Source organism: Bradyrhizobium sp. Rc2d (genome assembly GCF_900099855.1).
GTDB lineage: Bacteria > Pseudomonadota > Alphaproteobacteria > Rhizobiales > Xanthobacteraceae > Bradyrhizobium.
In genome coordinates this window covers 63,527-84,883 of the sequence record NZ_FNCU01000014.1, presented here as the reverse complement: position 1 = coordinate 84,883, position 21,357 = coordinate 63,527, and the positions used below count along the sequence as shown (strand labels likewise).

The 21,357-nt window shown below is 65.3% G+C and carries 18 protein-coding genes; 10 read left to right on the top strand and 8 right to left on the bottom strand.

Annotated elements, in window-relative coordinates; genetic code table 11:
• Window positions 1–194: 194 nt before the first annotated feature.
• Both BLV07_RS18900 and BLV07_RS18895 read right to left on the bottom strand, forming a co-directional pair.
• Window positions 195–1,799, bottom strand: a complete 1,605-nt coding sequence (locus tag BLV07_RS18900) for a hypothetical protein (RefSeq protein ID WP_091888312.1) — start codon at window positions 1,797–1,799, stop codon at window positions 195–197.
• A 37-nt stretch (window positions 1,800–1,836) separates the two neighbouring features.
• Entirely contained in the window at window positions 1,837–3,129 is a 1,293-nt protein-coding gene (locus BLV07_RS18895; RefSeq protein ID WP_091888310.1) for an adenylosuccinate synthase, read from the bottom strand.
• A 423-nt stretch (window positions 3,130–3,552) separates the two neighbouring features.
• On the opposite strand from BLV07_RS18895, the gene BLV07_RS18890 reads away from it, so the two are divergent.
• On the top strand, window positions 3,553–4,485 hold the full coding sequence (locus BLV07_RS18890) for a DMT family transporter (RefSeq protein WP_091888308.1): 933 nt from the start codon (window positions 3,553–3,555) through the stop codon (window positions 4,483–4,485).
• A gap of 7 nt (window positions 4,486–4,492) precedes the next feature.
• Here BLV07_RS18890 and BLV07_RS18885 read toward each other — a convergent pair whose 3' ends face one another.
• Window positions 4,493–4,897 carry a hypothetical protein gene (locus BLV07_RS18885; protein ID WP_091888306.1) on the bottom strand — a complete coding sequence of 135 codons (405 nt, stop codon included), beginning with the start codon at window positions 4,895–4,897 and terminating at the stop codon, window positions 4,493–4,495.
• A 73-nt stretch (window positions 4,898–4,970) separates the two neighbouring features.
• Here BLV07_RS18885 and BLV07_RS18880 point away from each other — a divergent pair, with 73 nt between their 5' ends.
• Window positions 4,971–5,609 (top strand): TetR/AcrR family transcriptional regulator, encoded by a 639-nt coding sequence (locus BLV07_RS18880; RefSeq protein ID WP_091888304.1) that lies wholly within the window; start codon window positions 4,971–4,973, stop codon window positions 5,607–5,609.
• A gap of 187 nt (window positions 5,610–5,796) precedes the next feature.
• Here BLV07_RS18880 and BLV07_RS18875 read toward each other — a convergent pair whose 3' ends face one another.
• On the bottom strand, window positions 5,797–6,186 hold the full coding sequence (locus BLV07_RS18875) for a DUF1330 domain-containing protein (RefSeq protein WP_091888302.1): 390 nt from the start codon (window positions 6,184–6,186) through the stop codon (window positions 5,797–5,799).
• Window positions 6,187–6,290: 104 nt separating this feature from the next.
• Between BLV07_RS18875 and BLV07_RS18870 the strand changes: the two genes are divergently transcribed.
• Both BLV07_RS18870 and BLV07_RS18865 read left to right on the top strand, forming a co-directional pair.
• Entirely contained in the window at window positions 6,291–7,226 is a 936-nt protein-coding gene (locus BLV07_RS18870; protein ID WP_091888300.1) for a DMT family transporter, read from the top strand.
• A gap of 98 nt (window positions 7,227–7,324) precedes the next feature.
• Window positions 7,325–8,302, top strand: a complete 978-nt coding sequence (locus tag BLV07_RS18865) for a Bug family tripartite tricarboxylate transporter substrate binding protein (protein WP_091888298.1) — start codon at window positions 7,325–7,327, stop codon at window positions 8,300–8,302.
• A 118-nt stretch (window positions 8,303–8,420) separates the two neighbouring features.
• Here the strand turns inward: BLV07_RS18865 and BLV07_RS18860 are convergent, their stop codons facing one another.
• Entirely contained in the window at window positions 8,421–10,106 is a 1,686-nt protein-coding gene (locus BLV07_RS18860; protein ID WP_091888296.1) for a methyl-accepting chemotaxis protein, read from the bottom strand.
• Window positions 10,107–10,357: 251 nt separating this feature from the next.
• On the opposite strand from BLV07_RS18860, the gene BLV07_RS18855 reads away from it, so the two are divergent.
• The 5 genes from BLV07_RS18855 to BLV07_RS18835 all read left to right on the top strand — a co-directional run bounded on the left by BLV07_RS18855 (window position 10,358) and on the right by BLV07_RS18835 (window position 16,266).
• On the top strand, window positions 10,358–11,401 hold the full coding sequence (locus tag BLV07_RS18855) for a C-terminal binding protein (protein WP_091888294.1): 1,044 nt from the start codon (window positions 10,358–10,360) through the stop codon (window positions 11,399–11,401).
• Window positions 11,402–11,486: 85 nt separating this feature from the next.
• On the top strand, window positions 11,487–12,836 hold the full coding sequence (locus BLV07_RS18850; protein WP_091888292.1) for an ABC transporter substrate-binding protein: 1,350 nt from the start codon (window positions 11,487–11,489) through the stop codon (window positions 12,834–12,836).
• Window positions 12,837–12,976: 140 nt separating this feature from the next.
• Window positions 12,977–13,933: a carbohydrate ABC transporter permease gene (locus tag BLV07_RS18845; RefSeq protein WP_091888290.1), complete on the top strand. Its 957-nt coding sequence runs from the start codon at window positions 12,977–12,979 to the stop codon at window positions 13,931–13,933.
• On the top strand, window positions 13,926–14,825 hold the full coding sequence (locus BLV07_RS18840) for a carbohydrate ABC transporter permease (protein ID WP_091888289.1): 900 nt from the start codon (window positions 13,926–13,928) through the stop codon (window positions 14,823–14,825). The genes BLV07_RS18845 and BLV07_RS18840 overlap by 8 nt, the downstream gene beginning before the upstream one ends.
• Before the next feature lie 85 nt (window positions 14,826–14,910).
• Complete coding sequence (locus tag BLV07_RS18835) at window positions 14,911–16,266, top strand: esterase-like activity of phytase family protein (RefSeq protein WP_091888287.1); 1,356 nt, start codon at window positions 14,911–14,913, stop codon at window positions 16,264–16,266.
• A gap of 161 nt (window positions 16,267–16,427) precedes the next feature.
• On the opposite strand, the gene BLV07_RS18830 is transcribed toward BLV07_RS18835, so the two are convergent.
• Both BLV07_RS18830 and BLV07_RS18825 read right to left on the bottom strand, forming a co-directional pair.
• A complete protein-coding gene (locus BLV07_RS18830; RefSeq protein ID WP_091888483.1) occupies window positions 16,428–18,104 on the bottom strand; it encodes a mucoidy inhibitor MuiA family protein in 1,677 nt (558 codons plus the stop codon).
• Between the two features lie 166 nt (window positions 18,105–18,270).
• Complete coding sequence (locus BLV07_RS18825) at window positions 18,271–18,885, bottom strand: response regulator transcription factor (protein ID WP_091888481.1); 615 nt, start codon at window positions 18,883–18,885, stop codon at window positions 18,271–18,273.
• Between the two features lie 199 nt (window positions 18,886–19,084).
• Between BLV07_RS18825 and BLV07_RS18820 the strand changes: the two genes are divergently transcribed.
• Entirely contained in the window at window positions 19,085–20,107 is a 1,023-nt protein-coding gene (locus BLV07_RS18820; protein WP_091888285.1) for an AraC family transcriptional regulator, read from the top strand.
• Between the two features lie 2 nt (window positions 20,108–20,109).
• Here BLV07_RS18820 and BLV07_RS18815 read toward each other — a convergent pair whose 3' ends face one another.
• Window positions 20,110–21,321: an NnrS family protein gene (locus BLV07_RS18815; RefSeq protein WP_091888283.1), complete on the bottom strand. Its 1,212-nt coding sequence runs from the start codon at window positions 21,319–21,321 to the stop codon at window positions 20,110–20,112.
• Between the last annotated feature and the right edge of the window lie 36 nt (window positions 21,322–21,357).

Sequence of the window (21,357 nt, the reverse complement as noted above, 5' to 3'; positions counted from 1 at the left end):
ATTTCGTCCATCCAGGATGTCATTCCGGGGCGACGCGACGGGACCCGCAAAGCGCGGCCCGGAAACGTCGAACCCGGAATCCATTTGTCGACGTCACCCGCCGCGCGATGGATTCCGGGTTCGCGCCTTCGCTCTTCGAGCTTCGGCGGACAAGCTGCGCGTCCCGGAATGACGAAGGTCGTATCTGCTTGGCCCTAATCGCCCCATTGCGCGAACGCGTCGTTGAAGGCCCGCTCGCCGGGGGCGCCCTTCTCGATCGCGATGATGGCGCGGCGCTGGTTGGCGTAGACCAGCGGCACGTCGAACCATGAGCGCTCCTTCAGGAGCTGGACGTTGCGGGAGCGGTCGGCGTCGACATTGGACAGGCCGACCAGGAAGAAGCCGTCGGTGACCTTGACCGCGAGGCCGGCGAGCGGCGTACCGCGCGCCTGCTCGTTCGACTTCATCAGGATGCCCGGTACGTTGGAGACGCTGCCGCCCGGAAAATCCTGCGGCAGGATGAAGGTCAGTTCCGCGGTGTGGCTCGCCGGCAGCGAGGAGTCGGTATTGCGGCGGAACGACATCGTCATCTTGAACTTGCGGTCGGGAATCTCGATGTCGGCGCGCACGGCGAGGTCGGCCTTCTGGTTGCCGGACGCCTTGATCGGCTCCAGCCGCCACACCACCGAGCCGACATATTGCTTGCCCTTCGGATCGGACGGATCCTCGTCATAGAGCACGACCTTCTGCGCCACCGGCGCAACCGGCTGGTCGCTCGCCGAAGGCTGGCCGACGCGATCCGGGATCTTCGGCTTGCTCTGCGGCTGGGCCGGACTCGGCGCCTCCACCACCTGGGTCGCGGACGGCTTGAGAAAGCCGTTGACGACCTGGACCAGCTGCTTGCCCCAGAGGATGCCGGCACCGACTAGGATCAGCACGATGCCGACGGCGATCGCGCTCTTGAACGGGAAGGCGGAGCCGGTGCGGACGCGCTTCTTGGCGTCGCGCTCGGCGGCGATGCGCGGACGCGGCGACTGCGGCGTGTAGCGCTCGGCCTCCTCGATCGACTCGTCGTAGGAATAGGGCGCCTCTGCCTCGCCGCTACGGTTTTCCAGGCTCGGCTCAAGCCGGTCGAACTCCGGTGAGGGCGAGGGCACATTGGCGTAGGTGCGGCGCGCGGCACGGCTCGCCTGCGCGGCAGCACCGCCGAGATCGTTGGCATCGGCCGTGATGTCGCGGAAGCCGCGCACGCCCGGTGCGGGTGGCAGCGGTGGCGGCGGGCCCATGTCCGGCGGACGGCGCGCACCCGCGCGATCGCGTCCGGCCGGTGGAGGCGCCGGCGGCTCCGGCGGCGGCGCGGACGGGCCGGGCTGGCGCGGGGCGTCGAAACGCGGCGCGCGCGGCGGCCGCGGCGCCTCGTCCTGGTCATCGACGTTGAAGGACGGGCGGTCGGCACGCGGCGGGGTCGGGGCCGGACGCGTGCGCGGTGCGGCCGGCTGAGATGCGGGAGCGTTGCCTTCGGCGGCGCGGGCGCTGGCCCGGCGGAAGGCATCGCCGCTGCCGCTGCTGCGCGTGCCCCCACCGGGGCGCGAGGCCTCGCGGGCGCGCTGGGCGGCCTCCGATTCGACCTTGCGGACGGCCTCTTCCAGCGACAGCCGTTCGCGGGTGATCTCGGATTCGGAGAGCGGCGGCTGCACGCTGCGGAGCTGCGCGATCAGCGCCGTGCGCGCCCGCTCATAGAGCGCGCGACGGCTTTCGCCGGGAGCGTTGGGATCCAGGGCGGCAATTGCGCGGGCGATCAGCGGATAGTAATCAGCCATTTCAACTCAACTATACGCGCGTCCCGGTAAGATATCGTTAAGCCTCAAACGGATTTTGCACCAGGATAGTATCCTCGCGTTCGGGGCTGGTGGAAAGCAGTGCGACCGGGCAGCCGACCAATTCCTCGATCCGGCGGACATATTTGATGGCCTGAGCCGGCAGGTCGGCCCAGGACCGCGCGCTGGCGGTCGGCTCCTTCCAGCCCTCGATGGTCTCGTAGATCGGCTCGACTCGGCTTTGCGCGCCCTCGCCGGCCGGGAAATGGTCGATCTCCTTGCCGTCGAGCTTGTAGCCGGTGCAGACCTCGATCGTGTCGAAGCCGTCGAGAATGTCCAGCTTGGTCAGCGCCAGGCCGTTGATGCCGCAGGTCCGGACCGCCTGGCGGACCAGCACGGCGTCGAACCAGCCGCAACGGCGGGGCCGCCCGGTATTGGTGCCGAACTCGCGGCCGCGCTCGCCGATCTTGCGGCCGGTCTCGTTGTCCTGCTCAGTCGGGAACGGGCCCTGGCCGACGCGGGTCGTATAGGCCTTGCACAGGCCAAGCACGTAGCCGACCGCGCCCGGCCCGAGGCCGGCTCCGGTCGCGGCCTGCGCCGCCACCGTGTTGGACGAGGTGACGTAGGGATAAGTGCCGTGATCGACGTCGAGCAGCGCGCCTTGCGCGCCCTCGAATAGCATGCGTTTGCCGGCGCGCCGCTCGATGTCGAGCAGCCGCCACACCGTCTCGGCATAGGGCAGCAGCTGCGGCGCCATCGCCATCAGCTCTTTCAGGATCACCGCGCTGTCGAATTCCGGCAGGTTGAGGCCGCGGCGCAGCGCGTTGTGATGCGCCAGCAGGCGGTCGATCTTGTGCGGCAGCGTCTGATGATCGGCAAGATCCATCAGGCGGATGGCGCGGCGGCCGACCTTGTCCTCATAGGCAGGACCAATGCCGCGGCGCGTCGTGCCGATCGCGGTCGCCGCACTGGCGGATTCGCGGTGCGCATCGAGCTCACGGTGCAGCGGCAGGATCAGCGTGACGTTTTCCGCGATGCGCAGATTGTCTGGGCTGACTTCGACCCCCTGCGCCCTGAGCTTGGCGACCTCGTCGAGGAAGGCGGCCGGATCGAACACCACGCCATTGCCGATCACCGACAGCTTGCCCTCGCGCAGCACGCCGGAGGGCAGCAGCGCGAGCTTGTAGGTCTTGCCGTTGATCACCAGCGTGTGGCCGGCGTTATGGCCGCCCTGGAAGCGGACGACGATGTCCGCCTGCTCCGACAACCAGTCGACGATCTTGCCCTTCCCTTCGTCGCCCCACTGGGCGCCGACGACGACAACGTTGGCCATTCGCGGGTAATCCCTATTCAATCTGTCTCTAGGAGGCATGATCCTCGCGGAAAACCGGTGCCCACTCTTCCGGGATCATGCCTGCGCCCAGCCCAATCGGCGGCCGGAGCCGCCCGCACGCAAGGCAGCCAACCGGATAAAGGAAGCAGCCCCTCTAGGCAAGCAAGAACGGGGCTTTTTCGAGGTCCAAAGCCCGACCCAAGCCTTTGATATCCCCTGAAAATCCAGAAGCCTCTGGAACGGCGGAACGGGCTTCGACCAAAGCGTAAGGCGCCATGTCGGTCCCTGCATAGTCGCGATGCATCCGCCCCCCGTTGATGCGATCTCGATTTCCGTGTCTTTGAGCAGAGCCGGGCGATGAGCCGGCCCGGACCTTTCCGGACCGGGGCGCTCGGCGCTATCCGCGGGGCCATGACGATCACAATGTCCGCAACCGCCCAGACCACCGGCACCGATACATCCGGTCACAGCTGGATCGCCAACCAGCCCTACCTGCTGCTCAGCATCACCGCGCTGTGCTGGGCCGGCAACGCCATCGTCGGTCGGCTCGCCGCCGGCCACATCCCGCCGGTGACGCTGTCGTTCCTGCGCTGGTTCTTTGCGTTCCTTTTGGTGCTGCCATTCGCCTGGAAGCATCTTGCTCAGGACTGGGCCGCGATCCGCGGGCGGCTCGGCCTGATGGTCACGCTCTCGGTCACCGGCATCGGCGCCTTCAACACGCTGCAATATTGGGCGCTGGAGCATACCCAGGCGCTGAACACGCTGCTGCTCCAGTCGGCCGCGCCGCTGATCGTGGCATTGTGGTCGCTGGCCATTCTCGGCGTCCGACTCACCGCGGCGCAGGCTTTCGGCGTGCTGCTGTCGATGTGCGGCGTGCTCACGATCCTGCTGCATGGCGATTTCACCACGCTGTCGAACATCGAGTTCAACAAGGGCGACCTCATCTTCATCGTCGCGCTCGTCATTTTCGCGCTCTATTCGGTGCTGACCTTGAAGCGTCCACCGATGCACGGCCTCTCGTTCCTCGCCTTCACCTTCGGCTGCGGCGCCGCCTGCCTCATTCCGCTGGAGATCTGGGAATTGTTCGCGCGCCCCGTGATGAAGCTCGACGGGCCGAACCTGCTGACCCTGTTCTATGTCGCGGTGTTCCCCTCGACGCTCGCTTATCTCTGCTTCAACCGCGGCGTCCGGCTGATCGGCGCCAACCGCGCCGCGCCGTTCTTCCACGTCGTGCCGGTGTTCGGCTCGATCATGGCGATGGTCTTTTTGGGCGAGCGCCCGCAGGCGTTCCACTTCATCGGTTTTGCATTGGTGCTGTCGGGCGTGTTCGTGGCGTCGCGGAAGCAGGCGAGCTAGGCATCCTTCAGATGTAGCGCGGTGCGCCCATGCAGAGCGCGGCGATGCCGAGCAGGCCCGCCGCCACGCGTTGAGCCCCGGCGATACGTGAACGCAGATCCTCCGGATTGCCGACGCCACGACGCAAGGACGCGAGCGCACGGGGACCGATTGCCGCCTGAACACCGGCCGCGATCAGTGCGCAGACCGCACCGACCGCGAGCACCTGCTCTGTCGTGCCGAAGCTGCCGGCATGAATGAGATGTCCGAGATAGCCGCCGGTCAGGATCGCAATCGTTGCCGCGCCGAGTTGTGGAAAGACCAGTTGCTCGCCGCCCACTCCGCCGATGCGGGCCAACGCGAAGCTTGATCCCGCCCAGAACACGGATGACAACACGTGAAGCGACAGGGCGATCACAAGGGCGGTGTGCATGGCAAGCTCCGAACCAGCTTCTAAATTTGATATACATTATGTATAGTCAATACGTCAACAGAATGGCAAGGCCATGCCGAAGCGCAACTATGTGAGCTCCGCGCGGGCTTCCGCGGCGGCGGAGACGCGCGAACGTATCATCGCGGCCGGTGCGCGCCTGTTGCGCAAGGACGCGAGCATTGCGAACTTCTCACTCGATGTGGTGGCGAAGGCGGCCGGCGTCACGCGGCTGACCGTCTACAACCAGTTCGGATCGCGGCGCGGATTGCTGGAGGCCGTGTTCGACAACATCGCACGCCAGGGCGGGCTGTTCGAACTGGCCGAGGTGATGGCGATGGCGGATCCCCGCGCCGCGCTCGACCGCGTGGTCGAAATATTCTGTACGTTCTGGGGGCACGACGCCGCGGTCGGCGGACTCAACCAGGCCATCGCAACCGATCCCGAATTCGGCGAAGCGCTGCTTGAACGCAACGAGCGACGGCGCGAATTGCTAGCTGCGCTGCTGTCGCGCATCGTCGGCAAACACGCGGCAAAGCGCGCCGTGCGGGACTCGGTCGATCTGATCTTCGTGCTGACGAGCTATCCGACGTTTGCAGCGCTGCGCCCGCAGCGGTCGACGGAGGAGGTCTGCCGCCTGTTACAGACGGCATGCCACGCGGCCGTGGATGCGTTGACGCCGGACCAGCGTGGAAGCGCGGAACGGAAGAAGTAAATGTCGTCGCGATGACCCTTCTTCCTTCTCCCCTTGTGGGAGAAGGTGGCGCGAAGCGCCGGATGAGGGGTCTTTATCTGCGCACTCAAATGAGAGTTGGACGCGCGGAGAGAGACCCCTCACCCGTCTCGCCGCTATCGCGGCGAGCCACCCTCTCCCACAAGGGGGAGGGAAAGAGCAGCGCGCGCTACTTTGCCGTAAGCTTGCTGTACGCCTCGCTGGTGGCAATGATGACGTGCTCGGCGCAGCCGTTGACGCGATGCGGGTCGGCCTGTGTCTCGTAGGCCTCCGATGTCATCATGTCGAGGAAGGCTGTGACCGACGGATAGAAGACCAGCGCGACGAAATCCCAGTCGTTCCCCTCCTGCGGTCCGAGTGCGACAGCCCTGGCTTCGCCGGTCCAGAGCAAGGTGCCGCCGCGCGCCTTGATCATCGGCACGGTGATGGCGCTGTAGCGCAGATAAGCGTCCCAGCCGGAGCCGTTGCCGTCGCGCGAACGCGCGTGGAAGCGCATCAGGTTCAGCATAACCACCGGCGCGTTTGGATCGAGCCGTTCCAGGCCCTCGATGTTCAACATATTAACCGCCAAAGGCGCCTCCCCGGTTCATGCCTGCATTGTAGCATTGCGGCCGCGTGACTTGTGCCACGACGCCGATCCGGCGCAAGCTCCCATCAACGCCAATGACGATCGCTTCGCCCGCGCCAAAGGCCGCCAATCCGGCCAGTTGGCTCAACAACCAGCCTTATCTGCTGCTCAGCCTGAGCTCGCTGTTCTGGGCCGGCAACATCGTGCTCGCGCGCCATGTCGGCGCGCATGTGCCGCCGCTGACGGTGACCACGATCCGCTGGTTCGGCGTGTTCCTGATCCTGTTGCCATTCGCATGGCCGCATCTGAAGCGCGACTGGCCCGCCTTGCGCAACAGCCTTCCCCTGATGCTGTTCCTGTCGCTGGTGGGCTTTGCCTTCAACAACGCGATCTCGTACTGGGCGATGCAATACACGGAAGCGCTGAACGCGCTGCTGATCCAGTCGGCAGGTCCGCTGTTCGTGGCGCTGTGGTCGCTGGCGCTGTTCGGGGTGCGGCTGACCGGCGCGCAGTTCGCGGGCATCGCGATCTCGCTTGCCGGCGTGCTGATCATCATCCTGCGCGGCGATCTCGCCGCGCTCGCGAGCATCAGCTTCAACAGGGGCGACATCATGTTCGCCTCTTCGCTGGTGGCGTTCGGTCTCTACTCGGCCTTCATCCCGCGGCGGCCGAAGATCCATCAGCTCTCATTTCTCTCCTTCACCACCTGCTGCGGCGCGACCATGCTGCTGCCGACCGCGATCTGGGAGGCGGCAAGCGGCCGCGTGCTGCAATTCGACGGGACGACGCTGGCGACTCTCGGCTACATCCTGATTTTCCCCTCGACGCTGGCCTATCTCTTCTTCAACCGCGGCGTCGCGCTGATCGGTCCGAACCGCGCAGCGCCATTCTTCCATCTGGTGCCGGTGTTCGGCTCGGCGCTGGCGATCCTGCTGCTCGGCGAAAAGCTCCAGCCGTTCCATCTGATCGGCTACGCGCTGGTGCTCGCCGGCGTCGTGATCGCCTCGCGCCAGGGTTCTGCGGTGAAGTAATTCCGCGGCGCGGACGCGTTCACTACCTACGGCCATCTTTCGAATCCGGTTTTGACAAGCTACGTTCCCGGCCAACGAAAAAGAGGGAACGTCCAGACATGATTTCAGCGTTGATTCGAAACCTGCGTGCCATCGGCGCGGCCGCGCTGTGCCTCGCCGCCGCATCCACGGCCCAGGCCGACAATTATCCGAGCCGCAACATCACGCTGGTGCTGCCGTTCGCGGCCGGCAGCGGTACCGACACCACGACGCGGCTGATCTCGCAGCATCTGTCGCAGGCGCTCGGCGTCGGCATCGTGATCGAGAACAAGGCGGGTGCCAACGGCATGCTCGCCGCGACCTATGTCGCGCGCGCCGCGCCCGACGGCTACACGCTGCTGGTGACGACCAACACCACGCATTCGGCCAATCCCTTCCTGCTCAAGAGCCTCACTTACGATCCGGTCAAGGATTTCACGCCGATCGCGCGCACCGGCGATTTGCCCTTCATGCTGGTCATCAATCCGGAAGTGCCGGCCAAGACCGTCGGCGAGCTGGTCGCCTATGGCAAGGCGAATCCGGGCAAGCTGAGTTATGCCTCGGGCTCGTCCTCGGCGATCGTGTCGGGCGCGACCTTTGCGCACAATGCCGGGCTCGACCTGTTGCACGTGCCCTACAAGAGCTCGCCGCCGGCGCTCAACGACGTCATGGGCGGCCGCGTCTCGATGATGTTCGTCGACATCCTGACCGGCCTGCCGCATGTCAACGGCAACGCGCTGCGCGCGCTCGCGGTCACCACCAAGGAGCGCTCACCGCTGGTGCCGCATCTGCCCTCGATGCAGGAGGCCGGCGTGCCGGACTTCGACATCTCGTCATGGCAGGGCTATTTCGGCCCGGCCGGCATGCCGAAGGAGATCGTGACGCGGCTCAACGCCGAGATCAGGAAGATCGTCGAGAATCCGGAGATCAAGGCCAAGCTCGCCACCCTCGGCATGGACGCCTTCTCCGGCACGCCGGAGCAGCTTGGCAGCTTCGTGAACGAGCAGCTCGTGCTGTGGGAAAAGCTGATCACGAACGCGAAGATCGAGAAGCAGTAGGCAGTCTCGTAGGGTGGGCAAAGCGTAGCGTGTGCCCACCATTAGGTCGTCGCAAAAAAGAAGAAGGTGGGCACGACGCTTCGCGTCTTTGCCCACCCTACGCATTTCGCACCTATGACTACGCCGCGCGGACCTTGGCGAGGAACCCGTCGACGGCGCTGCGCAGCGCGCCGGACTGGTTGTCCAGCTCGCGGGCGTTGGTGAGCACGTCGGTGGCCGCACTGCCGGTCGCTTCCGCGGCCGAGGTGACGCTGCCGATATGGGCGTTGATCTCGCTCGAGCCGGCCGCGACCGACTGGATGTTGCGGGCGATCTCGCGGGTCGCTTCGCCCTGCTGCTCGATCGATGCGGAAATGCCGGCGGTGATCTCGCTCATCTCGGCGATGGTCTGGGTGATGCCGGAGATGGCCGTGACCGCGTCGCTGGTCGAGGTCTGCATCGCCGCGACCTGCGCGGAGATCTCCTCGGTCGCCTTCGCGGTCTGGTTGGCGAGCGCCTTGACCTCGGAGGCGACGACCGCGAAACCGCGGCCGGATTCACCGGCGCGTGCCGCCTCGATGGTGGCGTTGAGCGCGAGCAGGTTGGTCTGCGCGGCGATCGAATGGATCAGCTTGACGACCTCGCCGATCTTCTCGGCGCCGGTCGAGAGCACCTGCACGGTGGCGTTGGTCCGCTCGGCATCGCTGACGGCGCGGCTCGCGACTTCGGTCGAGCGGGTGACCTGGCGGGAGATTTCCGCAACCGAGCTCGACAGCTCTTCGGCGGCCGCGGCAACCGTGCCGACATTGCCGGAGGCCTTTTGCGAGGCAGCGCCGACCGTTGCGGCACGCGAGGAGGCGTCGCTCGCGGTCGCGGTCATCGACTGCGCCGTGCTCTGCATGCCGGCCGCGGCCGAGGAGACCGAGCGGACGATGCCATTGACGCTGCGTTCGAAGTCGTTGGCGATGTCTTCCATCGCGTTGCGACGTTCCGCCGCGGCACGCTCCTTGGCATCGGCCTCGGTCTTTTCGAGGTCGCGGATGCGAACCGCGTTGTCCTTGAAGATCTGCACGGTCGAAGCCATCGCGCCGACCTCGTCACCACGGCCGACACCCGGGATGTCGCCCTCGAGCTTGCCGTCGGCCAGCTCCTTCATGCGGGTCCCGAGCAGCGCCAGCGGGCGGCTGATGCTACGGCCGATCAGCCAGGCGACGCTGCCGGCGACGATGACGATGCCGAGCATGGCGAAGCCGAGCAGCCAATAGACCGGGCCCATCTTCTCGTCGATGTCCTCGAGATAGGCGCCGGTGCCGAGATACATCTCGAAGCCGGGCACTGCGACGGCGTAGCCGAGCTTGCGGATCGGCTTGGCCTGACCGGGCTTCACATATTCGTAGAACAGCAGGATCTCGCCGTTCGCCTTGACCCCATCCATGATCTCGCGGGACAGCTTCCGACCGTTGGTCTCCACATCCATGCGGTTGGCGCCGATCTGCTTCGGATCGGGCGCGAGCTGCGTGATGCCATCATAGGTGGTGCCGAACAGATAGCCGGAGCCCTTGTCGTAGGTCATCGCATTGCCGTAGCGGCGCAGCTCGGCGAGCGCGGCGTCCTTGGTCAGCTCGCCGGCATTGATCCGCTTCACCAGCGTGGCCGCGTAGTTGCGGGCCAGCTCGACGATCGCCTTGGTCTGGTCGATGCGCGCGTTCACCATCTCGCGCTTCATCAGGTAGCCGGCGAGGACACCGGAGATGCACAGGCCGAACAAGGTGACGCCGACGAGAATGCCGAGCTTGGGGGCGATCTTCAGATTGCTCAATTTCACGGGATAGCTCCGGCAATAATGGGATACGGGCACGCGACCAGATCGATCAAAATCGAATCAACTTTTATGTGTGAGGCCTTATCAAGTTACTTACGGGCCTCCGTAGAAGCCCGTACGCAGCCGCAAAGACCGGCAATTTATCTCCACACCGGCAACCGGGAATTGTACGCGACCGCATCGATTTCGCGTAAAAGACGCAAAGGCCAGCCACGAAGGCGGGTCACAACAAGAAACCACATCGGGAGCAGAAAATGCCGAAATACAGGGTGGTGACGCCGAAGGGCGCGAGCTTCACGGTCGCGGGCAGCGATTATTCCTATGAGCGCGAGGCGCTCGATCCGATCGATGCCGAGATCGTCGAAGCCCCGGCCGACGAGGCCGGCTTCATCGCCGCCGCGAAGAACGCCGACGCCATCTATGCCAAGGGCATTCCGATCACCAAGACCATCATCGACGCGTTGGAGAGCTGCAAGGTCATCACGCTCGGCTCGGTCGGCGTCGACAGCGTCGACGTCAAGGCCGCCACCGCCCGCGGCATTCCCGTCACCAACATCCCCGACACCTTCATCGAGGAGGTCGCCGACCACGCCATGATGCTGCTGCTCGCCGGCTTCCGCCGCCTGGTCGAGCAGGACCGCATGGTGCGCGACGGCCGCTGGGCCGAGGGCCGGCCGGCGCTGCTCAAGATCCCGAGGCTAATGGGCCAGACGCTCGGCTTCATCTCGTTCGGCCGCGTCGCGCGTGCGGTTGCGAAACGCGCAGCCCCGTTCGGCCTGCGCATGATGGCCTATGATCCCTTCATTCAGGAAACGCTGATGTACGACCACGGCGTGATCCCGGCAACGCTGAACGAGGTGCTGTCGCAATCCGACTTCGTCTCGATGCATGCCCCCGCCCGGCCTGAGGTGCATCATATGCTGACCGAGAAGCATTTCCGGCAGATGAAGAAGGGCTCGATCTTCATCAACACCGGCCGCGGTGCCACGGTAGACGAGGAGAGCCTGATCAAGGCGCTGCAAGAAGGCTGGATCGCGCATGCCGCCCTCGACGTGCTGGAGAAGGAACCGCCCTCGCACAACAATCCGCTGCTCGGCATGGAGAACGTAACCCTGACCGCCCACGTCGCGTCGGCCTCGGCACGGTTCGACGAGGCGCGCAAGCGCCGTGTGGGCTACGAATTGTCACTGGTGCTTCAGGGCATGTGGCCGGTAAGCTGCGTCAATCCGTCGGTGCTGCAAAGCACCGCGCTCCGCCGCTGGCAGCCTGTCAGCATGGATCGCGGACCGAACAGCTAGGCGGACGGCGCAAAAGGCGCCGGTAACCGGAACGACCCTTCACCGGCGATCAACGCCGGGAAGGGAGACATTTAGGGAGGAACTGATGAGGAACGACATCACGCGTCGTGATGCCTTGGCGCTGGGCCTGTCCGCTGCAACGCTCGCGGCCACTGGTGCTGCAGCGCAAACAACGCAATCCAACATCAAGGCTGCCGATGTGGCGGCGCCCAAGCGCGACATCGAGAAAGGCGCATCCTTGCGCATGCTGCGCCCGGTGCGTTTCGTCCAGGCCGACGAGGACGTGTTCCGCGCCAATGCGGCAAAATTCACCAAGGAGACCGGGGTCGAGGTCAAGGTCGACTTCGTCGGCTGGGAAGACATCAACCAGCAGACCGCGGTGACCTCGAATTCCGGCGCCGGCCCCGACATCATCATCGGCTTCTCCGATGCTCCGCACATCTATATCGACAAGCTGATCGAGCTGACTGATGTCGCCGATTATCTCGGCAAGCGTTATGGCGGCTGGCTGCCGCTGGCGCAGCGCTACGGCAAGAAGAACAAGAGCGACGCCTGGATCGGGCTGCCGTTCGGCGCCACCGCCGGTCCCCTGATCTACCGCAAGTCGATTCTGCAATCGGTCGGCTTCGACAAGGTGCCGGAAGACCATGCCGGAATCGTCGACCTGTGCCAGAAGCTGCACAAGGCCGGCAAGCCGGCCGGCTTCGCGCTCGGCAACGCCAAGGGCGACGGCAACGGTTTTGCGAACTGGGCGCTGTGGTCGCACAACGGCTCCCTGCTCGACGAGGACGGCAACGTCGTCATCAACAGCAAGGAGACGATTGCCGCGCTGAACTGGGTCAAGCAGCTCTACCCGACCTTCATCGCCGGCACGACATCGTGGAACGACGTCAGCAACAACCGCGCCTACTCCTCGCAGGAGATTTCCCTGACCGCCAACGGCGTCTCGCTGTACTTCTCGTTGAAGAACGACCCGGCGACCAAGGCGATCGCCGAGGACAGTGAACATCAGTTGCTGCCGAAGGGCCTCGCCAAGGTCTCGCCGATGGCGGGCCTGACGCTGAACGCCATGGTGTTCAAGCACAGCCAGTACCCCAACGCGGCAAAGGCATTCCTGCAATACATGCTTGAAAAAGACCAGTACGAGCCGTGGCTCAATGCCAACTCCGGCTATTGGTCACAGCCGCTGGCCGCCTATGCCGAGGCCGCCGTGTGGTCGCAGGATCCCAAGGTGAAGCTGTTCAAGGACACCATGAACAGCACCTACTATGACGGCTACAAGGGCCCGATCTCGACCGCGACGGGTGCCGTCAGCGCAGACTACGTGCTGATCCAGATGTTCTCGTCCGTAGCCACCGGCGCTGCCACGCCGGAGGCCGCTGCCGCAGAAGCCGAGCAACGCTGCAAGCGGTACTTCCGGCGGCAGAGCCGGTAACGGGCGACGACAAAGCGGCCGTCATTGCGAGGAGCACTTGCGACGAAGCAATCCAGACTATCTCCGCGGAGACAGACTGGATTGCTTCGCTTCGCTCGCAATGACGGTGGAGTGACTTTCACAGACGGGACAACAAACTGATGTCCGTGACCACCCTCTCCTCCCCCGCCCTGGCGCAGCGGCAGCCGAACTGGCTGGTACGCCTGTTCGACTATAAGCCGTTCCTGATCGCGATGTGTCTGGCGCCTGCGATCGGGCTGCTCGCGGTCTTCCTGACCTATCCGCTCGGCCTCGGCGTCTGGCTCGCCTTCACCGACACCACGATCGGCCGGCGTGGCATCTACGTCGGCTTCGAAAATTTCCAGTATCTGCTCACCGATTCGCTGTGGTGGAACGCGGTGTTCTACAGCGTGGTCTACACGGGCATCGCGACGTTCGGGAAATTCGCACTCGGCTTCTGGCTCGCGCTGCTGCTCAACAACCATTTTCCTTTCAAGAGCGTGCTGCGTGCGATCATCCTGCTGCCCTGGATCGTGCCGACCGTGCTGTCGGCGCTGGCGTTCTGGTGGATCTACGATCCCCAATTCTCGATCATCTCCTACCTGCTGGTCGACGTGCTGCATTGGCGCAGCGACAACATCGACTTCCTCGGCTCGCCCTGGCCGGCGCGCTTCTCGCTGATCGCCGCCAATATCTGGCGCGGCATTCCCTTCGTCGCGATCTCGCTGCTGGCGGGGCTTCAGACCATCTCGCCGTCGCTCTACGAGGCTGCGATGCTCGACGGCGCCAGCGCCTGGCAGCGCTTCCGCTACATCACCTTCCCGATGATGATGCCGATCCTCGCCATCGTCATGACCTTCTCGATCATCTTCACCTTCACCGACTTCCAGTTGGTCTACGCCATCACCCGTGGCGGGCCCGGCAACTCGACCCATCTGCTGGCGACGCTGGCCTTCCAGCGCGGCATCGCCGGCGGCGAGCTCGGCGAAGGTGCCGCGATCGCGGTGTCGATGATCCCGTTCCTGGTGTTCGCGACGCTGTTCTCCTATTTCGGCCTGGCGCGCCGCAAATGGCAGCAGGGAGAGAGCAATGACTGATACTGTCGCCCAACCGGCTGTCGCCGACGCGAAGGCAGCGCCCGACACGATGGCCTGGGATTCCGGGCTGCGGCGGCTGATGATGATCTATCTGCCGCTCGGCTGCTTCGTGCTCATCCTGCTGTTCCCGTTCTACTGGATGGCGATCACCTCGTTCAAGCCGAACGCGGAGCTGATGAATTACAAGGAGCACAATCCGTTCTGGATCTCCTCGCCGACGCTGGCGCATATCAAGCACCTCTTGTTCAACACCGCCTATCCGCATTGGCTGTGGACGACGATGTTGGTGGCAATCGGCTCGACCACGCTGTCGCTGATCGCGAGCACGCTGGCCGCCTACGCCATCGAACGCCTGCGCTTCCGCGGCAGCCCCTATGTCGGCCTCGGCATCTATCTGGCGTATCTGGTGCCGCCGTCGATCCTGTTCATTCCGCTCGCCACCGTCGTCGTGCAGTTCGGCCTGTTCGACTCACCGTTGGCACTGATCCTGGTCTATCCGACCTTCCTGGTGCCGTTCTGCACCTGGCTCCTGATCGGCTATTTCAAGTCGATCCCCTACGAGCTCGAGGAATGTGCGCTGGTCGACGGCGCCACGCGGCTCCAGATCCTGCGGCGGATCACGCTGCCGCTCGCCGTGCCCGGCCTGATCTCGGCCGGCATCTTCTCCTTCACGCTGTCCTGGAACGAGTTCATCTATGCGCTCGCCTTCATCCAGAGCGGCGCCAACAAGACCGTGCCGGTCGCGATCCTGACCGAGCTCGTCACCGGCGACGTCTATCAGTGGGGTGCGCTGATGGCGGGCTCGCTGCTCGGCTCGCTGCCGGTTGCGATCTTCTACTCGCTGTTCGTGGATTATTACGTGTCGTCGCTGACGGGCGCGGTCAAGGAGTAGACGGCCGCTGCGGCCTTTGGCCCGGCTTCACAAAACTGCAACGTGCTGTCCGCATAAGGCGTGCGTCCGCCAACAGGAGACGCACATGCGCGCGACTTTTCTCAGCACCGTCGCAACGATCATCCTCACCGCGAGCGCAGCGCTCGCGCAGAGCGAAGGTGAATTCCCGGCCAAGCTCGCCGGCCACGTGGTGATGCCGGCCGCCACGTTCATCGACGCGCCGGCCGATGCCCCCGCCGATCTCAAGACCTCGGGCAAATACACCACAGGCAAGCGCGTCGACGCGATCGGCACCGTGATGGGCAAGTCCTATGAGCGGGCGACCGGCGTGTCGCTGCCGTTCAAGGGCCAGCCGCTCCAGGGGCATTCCGGCATCAAGACCATGCCCGACGGCACGTTCTGGGTGATCACCGACAACGGCATGGGCGCGCGCGCGAACTCGCCGGATTCGATGCTGTATCTGAACCGCTACAAGATGGATTGGGCGGGCGGCAAGATCGAGCGGCTCGAGACCATCTTCCTGCACGATCCCGACAAGAAGGTGCCCTTCCGCATCGTGCACGAGGACACGCAGAAGCGTTACCTCACCGGCTCGGACTTCGACACCGAGGGTTTCCAGATCATCGGCGACATCTTCTGGATCGGCGACGAGTTCGGCCCCTACATCCTGAAGGCCGACAAGACCGGCAAGATCCTCGGCGTGTTCGAGACGGTCGCCGACGGCAAGCCGGTGCGCTCGCCCGACAACTGGGCGGTGGGAACGCCGGGCGCGCCGGGCGCGACCTACACCAACGTCAACCTCCGCCGCTCCAAGGGCTTTGAAGGCTTTGCGTCATCGAAGGACGGCAAATTCCTCTACGGGCTGCTCGAAGGACCGCTGTGGGACGCCGACAAGAAGGATTGGGAGAAGGTCGACGGCAAGGAAGCCTCCCGCATCCTCGAGTTCGACGTCGCCGCCGAGAAGTTCACCGGCCGCTACTGGCAGTATGTCTTCGAGCAGAACGGCAACGCCATCGGCGACTTCAACATGATCGATCAGGCCTCCGGCCTCGTCATCGAGCGCGACAACGGCGAAGGCACCGCCGACAAGGCCTGCCCGCAGGGCACCCGCGGCGAGAACTGCTTTCCGGACCTCGCCAAGTTCAAGCGCATCTACAAGATCGAGCTCACCGACGCCAATGTCGGCAAGCCCGTGCGCAAGATCGGCTATATCGATCTCATGAAGATCAGGGACCCCGACAAAAAGGCGAGGAAGCCGCTCAATGACGGCGTCTACACCTTCCCGTTCTTCACCATCGAGAACGTCGATCGCGTCGACGACACCCACATCATTGTCGGGAACGACAACAATCTGCCGTTCTCGTCCAGCCGCGATCCCAACAAGGCCGACGACGATGAGTTCATGCTGCTCGAGGTCGCGGATTTCCTGAAGGCGAAGTAAGGCCCTGCTCTCTCAACACGGTCATCGCCCGGCTTGACCGGGCGATCCAGTACGCCAGCGATTGGATCGTTAGGCCTCGGCGTACTGGATGCCCCGCCCCCGTGCGCAATTGCGCACTAGGCGGGGCATGACAACGGAGGATTTATCGCACCGTGAACTCCCTACCCCGCCGGCACGATCACCATGCCCTTGTCCTTCGGCCAGCGGATGCGCCAGGCGAAGCTGATGTCGCGGGCCTCGCCGGGCTTGGCGTCGAATGTCCATTCCAGCACGCCGCGCTTGTCGCGGATATTGCTCGCGGTGGGCGGCGTGGTCGCGGGCAGCATCTCGACCACGATGTCCTCGTTCTCGCTGACCGGCAATTGATCCTCGATCGCAACCTTGATCGGGAAATCGTGACCATTGCGGATCGTCGTCTTGAATGAACGCTCGTCGGTCTTCGACGTCGTGACCAGCAGACCCGCCGAACCTTCGTTGCGCTTGAGCACTGCGCGCTCGATCTTGATCTTGTCGTCGGCGCCGAAGCCGAGCCGCACGATGTCGTCCTTGGTCGACGCCGTGATCTTGCCGCGGCCGACGAAGACGCCGTCGCGGTAGATCGCGACCTTGCCAGGCAGCAATGTCGTATCGTCGGTCTGCTTGAAGCTGGCCTCGAGGAAGGCGGTCGGGTCCAGCACCGGCGCGGCGCGAACCGCGAGATCGGCAGGCACGGTCATCGCGGCGATGCGCAGGCTCTTGGCGCCCTCGGCAGCGCCGAGGCTGACACGTCCGGGAATCCTGAACGTGGCCTGGAAGTCGCCGATTTCGGCAACCGCCTGCTGTTCGTCGGCGCGTTCACGCGGCTCGGCCGTTTCGGCCATCTTCGAAAGATGGGGTTGCATCTGACGCGCGACCGGGGCGGGCCGCGCCAGATCGGAGGCCGTGCCAAGCGCCAGCGGCTTCGGCACCTGCGGATATTGCGCCACCAGCGAATTCAGCTCCGGGGCGCTGCCGCCGCGGCCGATGCGCACCGTGGAGACGCCGAGTGTGACGTTGGACCAGTCTTCGCCGGTCGATTGCGTGATCTCGGCACGGCGGACCAGCTCGAGCTGCGGCTTGCGGTCCTTGGCGCCGGTGTCGAGCCGGGCGTCGTAGAGCGGCAGCCAGCGGGCGTTGCGCACGGCATAGGTCACCCGCAGCGTCGCCTTGGTCGCGGCGGCCGAGGCGACGTCGATCCGCACCTCCAGCTTGCTCGGCGGCTTGGCCGAACGCTCGGCTTCCAATTGTGCGATCTGGCGATCGATCTCGCGCTGTTTTCGCGTGGCCTCGCGGATCGCATTGTCCGCCGTCGCGGTCTCTTCAGCCACCGCCGCAAAGGCCGCGCGCCATTCGGTGATCGGCCGCGCTTCGCCCTTGTCGCCGAGGCCGGCGGGCGAAGCTTCGGCGAAGTGCTGCGCGAACTGACGCCGTGCGGTGGCCGAGTCGATCGCACCTTGCAGGTCCGCCCGCTGATCCCTGAGCGCCTCGATGCGCTTGTCGAGCTCGGGCAGATTCACGGGCGGCGCCGCACGCGGCGGCCGCGCGTCGATCGTGCCGATGGTCAGCTTGGCGCCAGCCTCGCCTTCGACGCGGAGGGAGGACGGATCGAGCGAGAGCGGAAAATCCTTGGCGACCAGCGTCGAGTCACCCGAGGCGAGATCCAACGAAATGACGCGGGTCACGGTGGCGCCATCGGGATAGACGGTGACCGTGTCGATCGCGGATTTGGCGTCCACGTCGGCTGCCCATGACGGCACCGCGACGGCCGAGGTCACCAGGACCAGGCTCGTGGTTGCCAAATATTTCGCGATGATGCGCATAAATCCCTCCTGCCGGTATCGCCGCGCCGCCAGCCGGACGCGTGCGATCAGATGCCTCGCCATCGTGATGAGACGCGGCAGGGAAGGAACTGGTTCGATTGGGGTTTCCGTGGGGCGCTGCGACGGCGGCACCGTGGCCGCGGAACGCCTTATGGCCCGCCAGGCCTCAGATCTGGATTGGCGAGCCCTGGCCGAAGATGCGGCGGAGCAGATCGGTCACGTTGCGGGCGCCAGCCTTCTTCAGGATGCTGGCGCGGTAGCCCTCGACCGTCCGCGCGCTCAGATGCATGCGCCGGGCGATTTCCTTGTTGGTCAGGCCCGCAGTGAGATGCTCGAGCACGGCGCCTTCGCGCGCGGTCAGCGGTTCGCGGCCGGGCAGCCAGCGCTGCGAGCCGGGCTGCGCGAACTCGTCGATCGCAGCATCGATCCGATCGACGATGTCACGGCTGCGGAACGGCTTTTCGATGAAGTCGGCCGCGCCGCTCTTGATGGCGTCGACCGCCATGGAAATGCTGCCGTTTGCCGAGGTCACCAGCACCGGCGCCATGCAGTTTTCCTCGCGCAGCCGCTTGAGCACGTCGAGGCCGGAGCGGTCCGGCGGCATCTCCAGCAGCACGCAGGCCGGCATCCGCGCTCTCGCCTCCGACAGCAGCGAGGCGCCATCGGCGAAGCAGATCACGTCATAGGCGCTCTGTTGAAGCGCGGTCGAAAGCTGCTCGCGGGAGACCGCGTCAGTTTCAATGACGAACACCTCACCCTTGGAAACCATGTTTCCCGGCATCATCCCGATCCAGCAATGTCTTGGTCAAATGGCCCGAGACGGCAGCGGGCCCCGTCGCCACCGCGCCGTCGTGAGCACGGCATTCACGCCAGTGCTTCGGTTTCCCCCTTTGTATGTTCCAACCCGGTCTCGGATTTGACGGATGGGGACATAAACTTTACATTTCGGGACATCCCTCGGGAATGGCGGAACGGGTCGCATGACCGACCTCATTCGCAGCGCGGGCTTGAGCTATTATCCGGAGGTCGCCCGGTCGGTCGGACTCGACCCCAGGCAAATGATGCGCAAGGTCCGACTGCCGCTGGCCTGCCTCGACAAGCCCGACACGCCGATCGCCGTCGCCGGCCTGCGCCGCCTGCTCGAATTGTCGGCCGAGGCATCCGGCGCCGAAGATTTCGGCTTGCGCCTTGCCGAGCGGGGCGGCCTGACCAATTTCGGCGCGGTCGGTTTGATCGTGCGCGAACAGGCGACAGTCGGCGAGGCCATCGCAGCATTCTCACGCTTCATTCATGTCCATCACGAGGGCATGCGGCTCGATGTTGCGCGCGACAAGCACACCGTGACCGTCACGCTGCATCTGCGCGGCCGGCAGCCGAGCGCGCCGCGCCAGGCCATCGACATGGCGCTCGGCAGCGTCCACCGCATCATCCAGTCGCTGTTCAGCAGCGATTGGCGGCCACTGGAGGTGCAACTGCATTATCCGCCGCCGCACGACCGCAAGCGCTATCGCGAGTTCTTCGGCTGCCGCGTCACCTTCAATGCGGATGACGATGCGATCCTGTTGTCGGCGCACGACATGGAGCGCTGGATCCCGAGCGCGCATCCGCTGATCGCGAATTATCTGCGCAAGCGAATCGAGGGGATCGAGACGCGCCCCGCAAGCTGGGAGGCAAAGGTCGACGAGGTCGTGCGTAGCCTGCTCGCCAGCGGCGATTGCACCGTCGAGCGCGTGGCCGAGCATCTCGCCTGCACCCGGCGCACCATCCACCGGCGCCTTGCTGCATCAGGCACCAGCTTCTCGGCCATCCTCGATGCACAGCGCGCCTATCTCGTGATCCAACTGATCGACAACACGCGCCGGCCGCTGGCTGACGTCGCCGTGCAGCTCGGCTTCTCCGCGCAGAGCGCCATGGCGCGCTGGTTCCGCGGCCGTTTCGGCTGTACCGTCACCGAATGGCGCAAGGGCATGCGGGGCGAGGTGCCCTCGGAGACGGCGGCGTAAGCTCAGCGTGCCGGGACCGGCACGCCCATGATGGCAAGCGCGCGCCGGCGGCTGCCGGCGAGCAGCGGGCCGAACGCAATGGCAAATCCGAGGAATGCGACGACCCAGCCGCAGGCGGCAATGTGCAGTAGCGCGTCACTGTGCGCAGGCAGTACCACCGCGGCGACCCGCGCCAGCGCCGCGACGATGATCGCGACGTAGATCCCCTGTGTCGCGGGCGAAGCCGTCAGCGCCTGCCCGGTGTGACCGAGGCTCGCGCGCGTCATCACCGCGAGCGTCATGGTTCCGGCCGCCCCGGCCATCCAGGCGTGAATGCCCGCACTCGGCGGCAGCGCGCCGAAGGCAGCCAGCGCATGCAGGATGAAGCCGAGCGGCACGAAAAAATAGCCGACGTGGAGGATCAAGAGCAGCCGTTCGCGGAACGTGCGGTCGCCGGCCCAGCGCGCGAGCCGCACCAGGTGCAGCACGCCGACGAGCGCCATCGCGACGCCGGTGACGGCATTCAATGGCGCCACGATCCACGAGATGAGCGCGAGTGCGCTGCATCCGATCACCGCGCCGTCGAAGCGTCCGAACGGCACCGGCAGGCGGCCGGGATTGAACTTGACCAGCCAGTTGCGGGTGAAGCTCGGAATGATGCGGCCGCCAATCAGCGTGATCAGCAGCACGACCACGCCGATGCCGACGCGGACGCCGATATCGGCCGTGCCTTCGAAGTGCGTTTCGAGATGAAAGGCGATGTTGCCGGCAAGCAGCACCAGCACGAGCGCCACCACCGGCAGGTTGCGCCAGTTACCGCCTGCCATGATCTCGCGCGCCGCGGCTGCGACGACCAGCGCCAGGAAGGCGGCATCGATGAGCAGCGCGAACACCCAGCCCGTGTCGGCCGACAGCATCACCGCAATGCGACCGGCGAACCAGACCACCAGCAGTGCCCCCAGCGAGGTACCCTGGATCGGCAGCCGCCCGGTCCAGTTCGGGATCGCCGTGAACAGGAATCCGGTGATCACCGCAGGCAGGAAGCCGTAGAGCATCTCGTGGACATGCCAGTCACGCGGGGCGAAGGCTGATGTCACCGACAGCTCGCCATAGAACATCGGCAGCCAGACCAGGATCGACACGGCGGCCTGGATCGCGGCGAACAGGAAAAAGGGCCGAAAGCTGTTCGCAAACAGCGGCCAGCCCTCAAAGTTGCGGGATCGGGCGCCAGCCATGGGGTCAACTCCTGGAAATTCAAACCGGTGTCTGGA

Bases quoted from the DNA above. Each gene is read 5' to 3' on its own strand.
- BLV07_RS18870 (WP_091888300.1), top strand. From the start codon at position 6,291: ATGACGATCGCTTCGCCCGCGCCAAAGGCCGCCAATCCGGCCAGTTGG.
- BLV07_RS18840 (WP_091888289.1), top strand. From the start codon at position 13,926: ATGACTGATACTGTCGCCCAACCGGCTGTCGCCGACGCGAAGGCAGCG.
- BLV07_RS18875 (WP_091888302.1), bottom strand. From the start codon at position 6,186: ATGTTGAACATCGAGGGCCTGGAACGGCTCGATCCAAACGCGCCGGTG.
- BLV07_RS18835 (WP_091888287.1), top strand. From the start codon at position 14,911: ATGCGCGCGACTTTTCTCAGCACCGTCGCAACGATCATCCTCACCGCG.
- BLV07_RS18855 (WP_091888294.1), top strand. From the start codon at position 10,358: ATGCCGAAATACAGGGTGGTGACGCCGAAGGGCGCGAGCTTCACGGTC.
- BLV07_RS18845 (WP_091888290.1), top strand. From the start codon at position 12,977: ATGTCCGTGACCACCCTCTCCTCCCCCGCCCTGGCGCAGCGGCAGCCG.
- BLV07_RS18890 (WP_091888308.1), top strand. From the start codon at position 3,553: ATGTCCGCAACCGCCCAGACCACCGGCACCGATACATCCGGTCACAGC.
- BLV07_RS18815 (WP_091888283.1), bottom strand. From the start codon at position 21,321: ATGGCTGGCGCCCGATCCCGCAACTTTGAGGGCTGGCCGCTGTTTGCG.
- BLV07_RS18825 (WP_091888481.1), bottom strand. From the start codon at position 18,885: ATGCCGGGAAACATGGTTTCCAAGGGTGAGGTGTTCGTCATTGAAACT.
- BLV07_RS18850 (WP_091888292.1), top strand. From the start codon at position 11,487: ATGAGGAACGACATCACGCGTCGTGATGCCTTGGCGCTGGGCCTGTCC.
- BLV07_RS18865 (WP_091888298.1), top strand. From the start codon at position 7,325: ATGATTTCAGCGTTGATTCGAAACCTGCGTGCCATCGGCGCGGCCGCG.
- BLV07_RS18885 (WP_091888306.1), bottom strand. From the start codon at position 4,897: ATGCACACCGCCCTTGTGATCGCCCTGTCGCTTCACGTGTTGTCATCC.
- BLV07_RS18900 (WP_091888312.1), bottom strand. From the start codon at position 1,799: ATGGCTGATTACTATCCGCTGATCGCCCGCGCAATTGCCGCCCTGGAT.
- BLV07_RS18820 (WP_091888285.1), top strand. From the start codon at position 19,085: ATGACCGACCTCATTCGCAGCGCGGGCTTGAGCTATTATCCGGAGGTC.
- BLV07_RS18895 (WP_091888310.1), bottom strand. From the start codon at position 3,129: ATGGCCAACGTTGTCGTCGTCGGCGCCCAGTGGGGCGACGAAGGGAAG.
- BLV07_RS18880 (WP_091888304.1), top strand. From the start codon at position 4,971: ATGCCGAAGCGCAACTATGTGAGCTCCGCGCGGGCTTCCGCGGCGGCG.
- BLV07_RS18830 (WP_091888483.1), bottom strand. From the start codon at position 18,104: ATGCGCATCATCGCGAAATATTTGGCAACCACGAGCCTGGTCCTGGTG.